The sequence below is a fragment of the Cupriavidus sp. 01L46 genome (genome assembly GCF_056399905.1).
This window is the reverse complement of record NZ_JBFTSF010000010.1, coordinates 46,195-54,057: the sequence shown is the minus strand read 5'-3', so window position 1 is coordinate 54,057 and position 7,863 is coordinate 46,195. Positions and strand designations below refer to the sequence as shown.

The 7,863-nt window shown below is 68.9% G+C and carries 6 protein-coding genes; 2 read left to right on the top strand and 4 right to left on the bottom strand.

Features of this window, described 5'->3' with window-relative positions; all coding sequences use genetic code 11:
- Positions 1-278: 278 nt before the first annotated feature.
- The 3 genes from AC1DS3_RS03460 to AC1DS3_RS03450 all read right to left on the bottom strand — a co-directional run bounded on the left by AC1DS3_RS03460 (position 279) and on the right by AC1DS3_RS03450 (position 3,146).
- Complete coding sequence (locus AC1DS3_RS03460; RefSeq protein WP_477109503.1) at positions 279-1,457, bottom strand: acetyl-CoA C-acetyltransferase; 1,179 nt, start codon at positions 1,455-1,457, stop codon at positions 279-281.
- Positions 1,458-1,637: 180 nt separating this feature from the next.
- A complete protein-coding gene (locus AC1DS3_RS03455) occupies positions 1,638-2,102 on the bottom strand; it encodes a PaaI family thioesterase (RefSeq protein WP_441639833.1) in 465 nt (154 codons plus the stop codon).
- Between the two features lie 12 nt (positions 2,103-2,114).
- Positions 2,115-3,146 (bottom strand): NAD(P)H-dependent flavin oxidoreductase, encoded by a 1,032-nt coding sequence (locus AC1DS3_RS03450; RefSeq protein ID WP_477126692.1) that lies wholly within the window; start codon positions 3,144-3,146, stop codon positions 2,115-2,117.
- 129 nt (positions 3,147-3,275) lie between these two features.
- On the opposite strand from AC1DS3_RS03450, the gene AC1DS3_RS03445 reads away from it, so the two are divergent.
- Positions 3,276-4,163, top strand: coding sequence for a crotonase/enoyl-CoA hydratase family protein (locus AC1DS3_RS03445; protein WP_441639835.1), 888 nt, complete (start codon positions 3,276-3,278; stop codon positions 4,161-4,163).
- A gap of 28 nt (positions 4,164-4,191) precedes the next feature.
- On the top strand, positions 4,192-4,863 hold the full coding sequence (locus tag AC1DS3_RS03440; protein WP_441639836.1) for a nitroreductase: 672 nt from the start codon (positions 4,192-4,194) through the stop codon (positions 4,861-4,863).
- A gap of 173 nt (positions 4,864-5,036) precedes the next feature.
- On the opposite strand, the gene AC1DS3_RS03435 is transcribed toward AC1DS3_RS03440, so the two are convergent.
- Positions 5,037-7,808, bottom strand: coding sequence for a winged helix-turn-helix domain-containing protein (locus tag AC1DS3_RS03435; protein ID WP_477109504.1), 2,772 nt, complete (start codon positions 7,806-7,808; stop codon positions 5,037-5,039).
- Positions 7,809-7,863: the final 55 nt, after the last annotated feature.

Below are 7,863 nucleotides of genomic sequence, written 5' to 3'. Positions count from 1 at the left end.
AGCCAACACTCCGGGCCGTACGACGCAACCACCGAGGCCCAAAAAGCCTTATTGCTCTGCTCCCGGCAGGGCGGCTTTCTTTTCGTTAGTTTTCTTTGCCGGTCAAAGAAAAGTGACCGGCAGCCCCCGCAGGGGGATGTCGTATGGCACTTGGGTGCAAAAGCTATCGCCGATCAAAGAAATACCGACCAAGGCAACAAGAGCCCAATGTGCCGCCCTTGGGCCCAAAAGCCATCGCCGCAAAATAAAAGCGACGAAGACCCCCCCAACAATCAACCCTATAACCTCTCAACAATAGTCACATTCGCCATCCCCCCACCCTCACACATCGTCTGCAACCCATACCTCTTCCCCTGCGCATGCAGCGCATGCACCAGCGTGGTCATCAGCTTAGCCCCCGAGCCACCAAGCGGATGCCCCAACGCAATAGCCCCGCCATTCACATTCATCCGTGCCGGATCCGCGCCCGTGGTCTGCAACCAAGCCAGCGGCACCGGCGCAAACGCTTCATTGATCTCGAACAGGTCGATATCTCCGATCTTCATGCCGGCCTTCTGCAGCGCCCGCAGCGTTGCCGGCAACGGCGCTTCCAGCATGATCACCGGGTCATGGCCCAGCACCGACATATGGTGAATGCGTGCCAGCGGCTTGACGCCCAGCTTCTTCAGGCCGGCTTCGTTGACCACCATCAGCCCCGCCGCGCCATCGCAGATCTGGCTGGCGCTGGCGGCGGTGACGGTGCCGCCTTCCTCGATCAGCTTGACGCTGGCGATGGATTCCAGGCTGGCTTCAAAGCGGATGCCTTCGTCCACCGTATGCAGCTCGCCGTTGGCGCTGCCGTCGGCGGTGCGTACGGCAACGGGCACGATTTCGTCCTTGAAGCGGCCGGCCTGCGTGGCGGCGATGGCGCGGCGGTGGCTTTCCAGCGCGTAGCGGTCCAGGTCGTCCCGCGTGAGGCCGTACTTGCGCGACATCATCTCGGCACCGGTGAACTGGCTGAACTTCACGCCGGGATAGCGTTCCTGCATGGCCGGGCTCATCGAGCTGCCGAAGCCGTTCTTGAAGGGCAGCGTGGAGGGCAGGCCCATCGGCACGCGGGTCATGCTTTCCACGCCGGCGGCGATCACGATGTCCATGGTGCCGGACATCACCGCCTGCGCGGCAAAGTGCAGGGCTTGTTGCGACGAGCCGCACTGGCGGTCGACCGAGGTGCCGGGCACGCTTTCCGGCAGCTTCGAGGCCAGCACGGCGTTGCGCGCCACGTTGCCGGCCTGCTCGCCGGCCTGGCCGACGCAGCCCATGATCACGTCGTCGATCAGTGCCGGATCGGCGCCGCTGCGCTCGACCAGCGCGTTCAGCACCTGCGCGGCGAGATCCGCCGGATGCCAGCCTGCCAGCTTGCCGCCCTTGCGCCCGCCCGCGGTGCGCGCGGCCGCTACGATGTATGCCTCTGCCATGTCGTCTCCTCTTGTCGTTCGTCGTTCCGGGGCGAACCCGCCCGTGATGGCCGCGTCCCGGGAAGGGCACGGCCAAGCCTCGCTATCCTGTTGCGGATTCTGGCGCAGCAGCGGGGCGCCCGGCGTCGTCGGAAGCGACGATTGCGCAGCGCCGCCGACGCGCCAAGCGGCGGCGGCGCATCATGTGCGCGGCGTGAGCACCGAGAAGATGGCGGTGGCGCGCAGCAGGCAGCGCTCCCCGGCCATCAGGCGGCAACCGCCGAAGCGCAGCCGCGAGCCCAGCTTGTCGAACTCGACGTGCGCCTCCACCCAGTCGCCCACCCGCGCGGCATCGAAGTAGTCCATGCTGAGGTTGACCGTCACCGCCGGCTGCTTGCGGTCGGTCTCCAGCGCCATCATCATGCCGATGGCGGTGTCGGCCAGCGTGGCCAGCATGCCGCCGTGCGGGATGCCAAGCGGGTTGAGGTGATGCGGCCCGATGCGGATGGCCACTACGCGCCGCGCCCGGTCCACGTAGATCTGTCCGAAGTTCTCGAGGAAGCCCTTGGCGCCACGCAAGGCGACAAAGCCTGGCGGCGCCGCCTCGGCCCCTTCGGATTGCCCTGCGCCCGAGCCGGCATCGGAAGGTTGATTGGCTTCAGCCATGGAGGCGCCGCCTTATGCTGCGAAGTAGCGCGAGGCCACCCCGAGCTGCTCGCGGCACTCGGCCACCATGCGCTCGATCAGCTCGGCGCAGGTCGGGATGTCGTCGATCAAGCCCACGCACTGGCCGGCGCTGATGATGCCGCCATCGGTCTCGCCGGCGGCGAGCGCGGCCTTGCCGCGTACGCCCGCCACCAGGTGCTTGACGTCCTCGAACTGGGCGCCGCCCGGCTGGMGCTCGATGGTGACGACCTCATCKGAGATGGCGTTCTTGAGCACGCGCGCGGTGTTGTGCAGCGTGCGGAAGATCAGGTTGGTGTCGCGCTCGCTGGCGTCCACCAGGGCCTGCTTGACGTTGTGGTGGATCGGCGCCTCGCGCGTGGCGCAAAAGCGCGTGCCCATGTTGATGCCCTCCGCGCCCAGTACCAGTGCCGCCGCCATGCCGCGCCCGTCAGCGATGCCGCCCGATGCAATCACCGGAATGCCCAGCCGGCGCGCGGCCAGCGGGATCAGCACCATGCCCGGGACGTCGTCCTCGCCCGGGTGGCCCGCGCACTCGAAACCGTCGATGGACACCGCGTCCACGCCCAGGCGCTCGGCCGACATCGCATGGCGGATCGCCACGCACTTGTGGATCACCTTGATGCCGGCCGCCTTGGCGCGCGCGATATGCTCCTTGGGGTTGTTGCCCGCCGTCTCCAGCACCTTGATGCCGCTTTCGATGATCACGTCGAGGTAGCGGGCGTACGGCGGCGGGTTGATGGAGGGCAGCAGCGTCAGGTTGACGCCGAAGGGCTGGTCGGTCAGCTCGCGGGTACGGCGGATCTCCGCGGCCAGCGCTTCCGGGGTGGGCTGGGTCAGCGCGGTGAGCACGCCAAGCCCGCCGGCATTGGAGACCGCGGCGGCCATCTCGGCGTAGCCAACCCACTGCATGCCGCCCTGGATAATGGGGTAGCGGGTGCCCAGCAATTCGGTAATGCGCGTCTTCATGTCGTTCCTTCTGGCTTCGGGTCTTGTATCGTCTCTGGTCTGTCTTCTGCCGGGCATGGGCCGCCAGGCGTTCTGGCGCCAGTCTACGGCGGCGCTGCCGTGCCTACCTCGTCGGATTCGACGATTGCAGGCGCCCGATTCTGCACTACCTTATCCACACCCATTTCGAGACAGCCAAGGCCAGCCATGAGCACCCCGAAACCAGCCGCCCCCCCCAGCTTCGAGACCCTGCAATACGCCGTCGACAAGGGCGTCGCCACCATCACCCTGCACCGCCCGGAAAAGCTCAATGCCTTTACCCCGCGCATGATGCAGGACCTGATCGACGCCTTTGACGCCACCGACGCCGACGACGACGTCCGCGCGGTGATCGTCACCGGCTCCGGGCGCGCCTTCTGCGCCGGCGCCGACCTGTCTTCCGGCGGCTCTACCTTCGATTACGAGAAGCGCTACGGCGCCAGCAAGGAAGCCGCCCACCGCGATGGCGGCGGACGCGTGGCGCTGCGCATCTTCCGCAGCCTCAAGCCGGTCATCGCGGCGGTCAACGGCCCGGCGGTGGGCATCGGCGTGACCATGCAGTTGCCGATGGACATCCGCCTGGCCTCCACCGACGCCAAGTTCGGCTTTGTGTTCGCGCGCCGCGGCATCACGCCCGAGGCGGCATCGTCGTGGTTCCTGTCGCGGGTGGTAGGCATCTCCACCGCGCTGGAATGGTGCTACACCGGCCGCGTGTTCTCCGCACAGGAGGCGCTGGAGCGCGGGCTGGTGCGCTCGCTGCACGCGCCMGAGGACCTGTTGCCGGCCGCGCAGGCGCTGGCCCGGGAGATCGCCGACAATGCCGCGCCGGTATCCGTCGCCATCTCGCGCCAGTTGATCTGGCGCATGGCCGGGGCGAGCCACCCGATGGAGGCGCACCGCCTGGACAGCCGCGCGATCCAGTCGCGCGGCCAGTCGGCCGACGTCAAGGAAGGCGTCAGCGCCTTCCTGGAAAAACGCCCGGCCAGCTTCCCCGAGCGCGTGTCGCAGGACATGCCGGACTTCTTCGACTGGGGCAACGAGCCGCCCTTCATCTGACCCCCGGTTGAGCCCCAAGGAGAGCAGCGTGAAAGTCAGCATGGCAGTCCGGAGCCGCAAATCGGTACGCGGCTTTCTTCCCACGCCGGTGCCGCCGCAGATCATCCGCGACGTGCTGGAGCAGGCCGCGCGCGCGCCATCGGGCGGCAACCTGCAGCCGTGGCACCTGCACGTGGTGGGCGGCGAGCCGCTGGCACGGCTCAAAGCCACCATGCGCGAGCGCGTCGCCGGCGCGCCCCGCGGCGAAGGGACCGAGTACGACGTCTACCCGCGCGAGCTGGTCTCGCCTTATCGCGAACGGCGCTTCCAGGTGGGCGAGGAGCTCTATCGCTGCCTGGGCATCCCGCGCGAGAACAAGCCGGCGCGCCTTGCCCAGTTTGCCAACAACTTCACGTTCTTCGGCGCGCCGCTGGCGCTGTTCTGCACCGTGGACCGCCGCATGGGCCCGCCGCAATGGTCGGACCTGGGCATGTACCTGCAAACGGTGATGCTGCTGCTGCGCGAGCATGGGCTGGACAGCTGCGCGCAAGAATGCTGGGCGATGTATCCGGAGACCATTGCGGGCTTTCTCTGCCTTCCCGCCGAACGCATGCTGTTTACGGGCATGGCGATCGGCTACGAGGATCCGGCAGCGGCGGTCAACCAGCTGCGTGCCACGCGCGCGCCGCTCACCGAGTATGCCGAGTTCATCGGCATCTGAACCGATAAACTGGTGAACTGGTGAACTGGTGAACGGCTGAATGCCATGACCATGCCGATTTCATCGTCGGCTTGCGCGAGAAGCCACAAGCCAGCAGCCCGCCCGAGTGCCCCGCAGCAGGGGCGTCCATCTTCCCGGACGCTGCCTGGGCCCGCTTGGCCGCCTGCGCTTCCTTACAGCAAACCCAGTTGCCGCGCGATGGCAACCGCCTGCGTGCGGTTGCTGGCCCGCAGCTTGGCGCTGATATTGCGCAGGTGGGTGCGCACGGTGGTTTCCGAGACAAAGAGCCGATCCGCCATCGCCACGTTGGAGAAACCTTCGGCGAGCAGCTGCAGCACCTTCTGCTCCTTGGGCGTGAGCGGTTCCAGCAGCCCATGGCGCGCCTGCATGGCGGCCGGGTCCACCGGCTCCGGCGCGCCGCCGCAGGCTTGCAGCAGGCGCTCCACATACCCCGCGGGCAACGCACTGCCCTGGCGCAGGCAGGCCTCGGCCACCAGCCGGCGCACGTCCGCGCTTTCGTCAGCGAAGATGCGGATGAAGCCTTCCGCCGCGCCGAAGCGCAGCGCTTCTCCCATCGCCTGCAACGCCTGGGCAGCTTCGCCGCAGCGCTGGCAAGCCAGCGCCAGCAGAATGCGCAGCTTKAGCGCCCTGCGCATCAGTTGCGCGCGCTCGGTGGCGGCGAGCTCCGTCTCGATGGCCTCTCGCGTGTGCACGGAGGGCTCGGTAAACAGCGCCAGCCGCAGGCGCCCCATGACCACGTCTTCCAGGTCGTTGGCGAAAGAGCTGACCGCGCTCAGGCCGGGACGCGCGCGCCACAGCGCCGGGTCGGCTGCGTGCTGCAGCGCTTGCTCGGCGGCATGCTGATTGCCTTGCAGCAGCGCCAGGCGGGCGCGCTCGAGCATGGCGCCCAGCACCAGCCGCGGCAGGCCGCGATGATGGCCAAGGTGCTCGAGGGCGGCCAGCCATTCGTGCGCGCCGTCCACGTCGCCGCGATCGCAGGCAATGCGGGCCAGCACGGTGTGGCCGGTGATGATCTGGTCGGGCAGGCCGAGGTCGCGCGCGAGCGGCACGTACACGGTAAGCAGGCGCTCCGCGCGCTCGCGCTCGTTGATCTCGTAGAGCGCATCGGCCAGCAGGATGCCGGCCATGGCGTTGCCGTTGGTGGGGCCGTAGCGGTTCGGCAGCATGGTGCTGGCGGCGATGCGAAACCGCGCCAGCGCCTGCTGCAGGCGGCCCTGGCGCAGGTCGATCAATCCTTCCACCGATTCCGAGAAGATCTTGTTGAAGTTGCTGTCGGAGCCGCGCACCACCTGCCGGGCCACGCCCAGCAGGCGCCGCGCCTCGCGGTAGTCGCCGGTGACGGCGGCCATGCGCGCCATCGAGGTGGCAAGGATGGAGTCCGGGAACGGATAGCCCATGGGCAGCGGCAGCGGATCGTCGCGGCTGCAGGCACGCGCCTCGTCGAAGCGGTCCATCATGTTCAGCAGCATATGGCGCAACGCGCGCACATGCGCCAGCAGGTCGCCCTCGGCGCCGGCCAGCGGGATGGTCTGCAGCAGCGCAATGGCGTCGGCCGGGCCGCGCGTAAACGACAGCGCCCACACATGGGCGATCTGCAGCTTGGGCCACGCGCCCAGCGCATCGGCCGGCACCGCGTCCAGCCAGCGCGTCAGCAGGCGCATGCGGCCCTGCGCCAGCAACTCGTCCACCTTGCCCGCCAGCAGCGGCAGCGCGTGGGCCACCGCGCCGGCCGCCAGCGCATGCTCGATGGCCGGCACCGGCCGGCCCTGCTGCTCGTACCAGCGCGAGGCGGCCATCTGCAAGGCGGGCACTTCGTCCGGCATGGCCTGCTGCAGCTGCGCGCGCAGGAAGCTGGAGAACAGGCTGTGATAGCGGTACCAGCGTGCATTGGGCTGATGGGTCTGGACGGGCGCCTGCGCGCCGCCGTGGCGCTCGCCATCCAGCGGCATCAGGAACAGGTTGGCCCGCTCCAGCCAGGCGAGGATCTCCTCGCTGTCGGCGGTGCCGCTCACGGCATCGCACAGCGGCCCGCTGAGCTGGTCGAGGATGGAGGTACGCAACAGGAAAGCGCGCACCGCGTCGGGCAGGTGCAGGTAGACGTCCTCCACCAGGTAATCGGCAATCGCGGCGTTCGAGCCGGAAAAACCGGCGATGAAGGCATCCGGCTGGCCGCGCCGCTCCAGCGCCACCGACGCCAGCCACAACGCGGTGGCCCAGCCTTCGGTGCGCCGGTGCAGCGTGGAAATGGCGGCGGGCTGTAGCGCCAGGCCGCGCGCGCGGCGCAGGAAGGAATCGGTCTCCTCGGCGGTGAAGCGCAGCTGGGCCGGCTCGATCTCCAGCAGCTCGCCACGCGCACGCAACCGCGCCAGCCCGGACTCCGGCACCCAGCGCGTGCCCACCACCAGGCGGGCGCCGGGTGGCAATTGCTCCACCACCTGCCAGACCAGGCCGGCCACGGCGGGGTTCTGCAAGGCCTCGAAGTCGTCCAGGAACAGCGTGAAGGGGCGGTCGTGGGCCGCCATGCGGTCGATCAGCGCGAGCGCGTGCTCGCCGGCCGACTGCGGCGCAGGCAGGGCCGCGGCGAGCGGCGCGCCGCCCTTGCGCAGCACCAGCTCGAAGGCAGCTTCAAGCGAGCCGAGAAAACGCGTGGCGTCATTGTCCGCGCGGTCCAGCGTGAGCCAGGCGGTGGCCACGCCTTCGGCGTCCAGCCGCGCCCGGCATTGCAGCATGGCGGTGGTCTTGCCGAACCCGGCCGGCGCGCGCACCAGCACCAGCTTGACGAAGCCGGCCGCGCACACCGCGTCGCAAATGGCGCGGCGCTCCACCTGGAACGGGGTCAGCATGGGCGGGCGCAGCTTCGCCACCAGCGTGGCGGCGCGGGCGGCGCCCCGTTGGCCCGCGCTGGTCTCCTCGATTGTTGCCATTCGCCGTGTCTTCCTGTTGGCGGTGGCATCCACGAGCGGTGGATGCCACGCGATC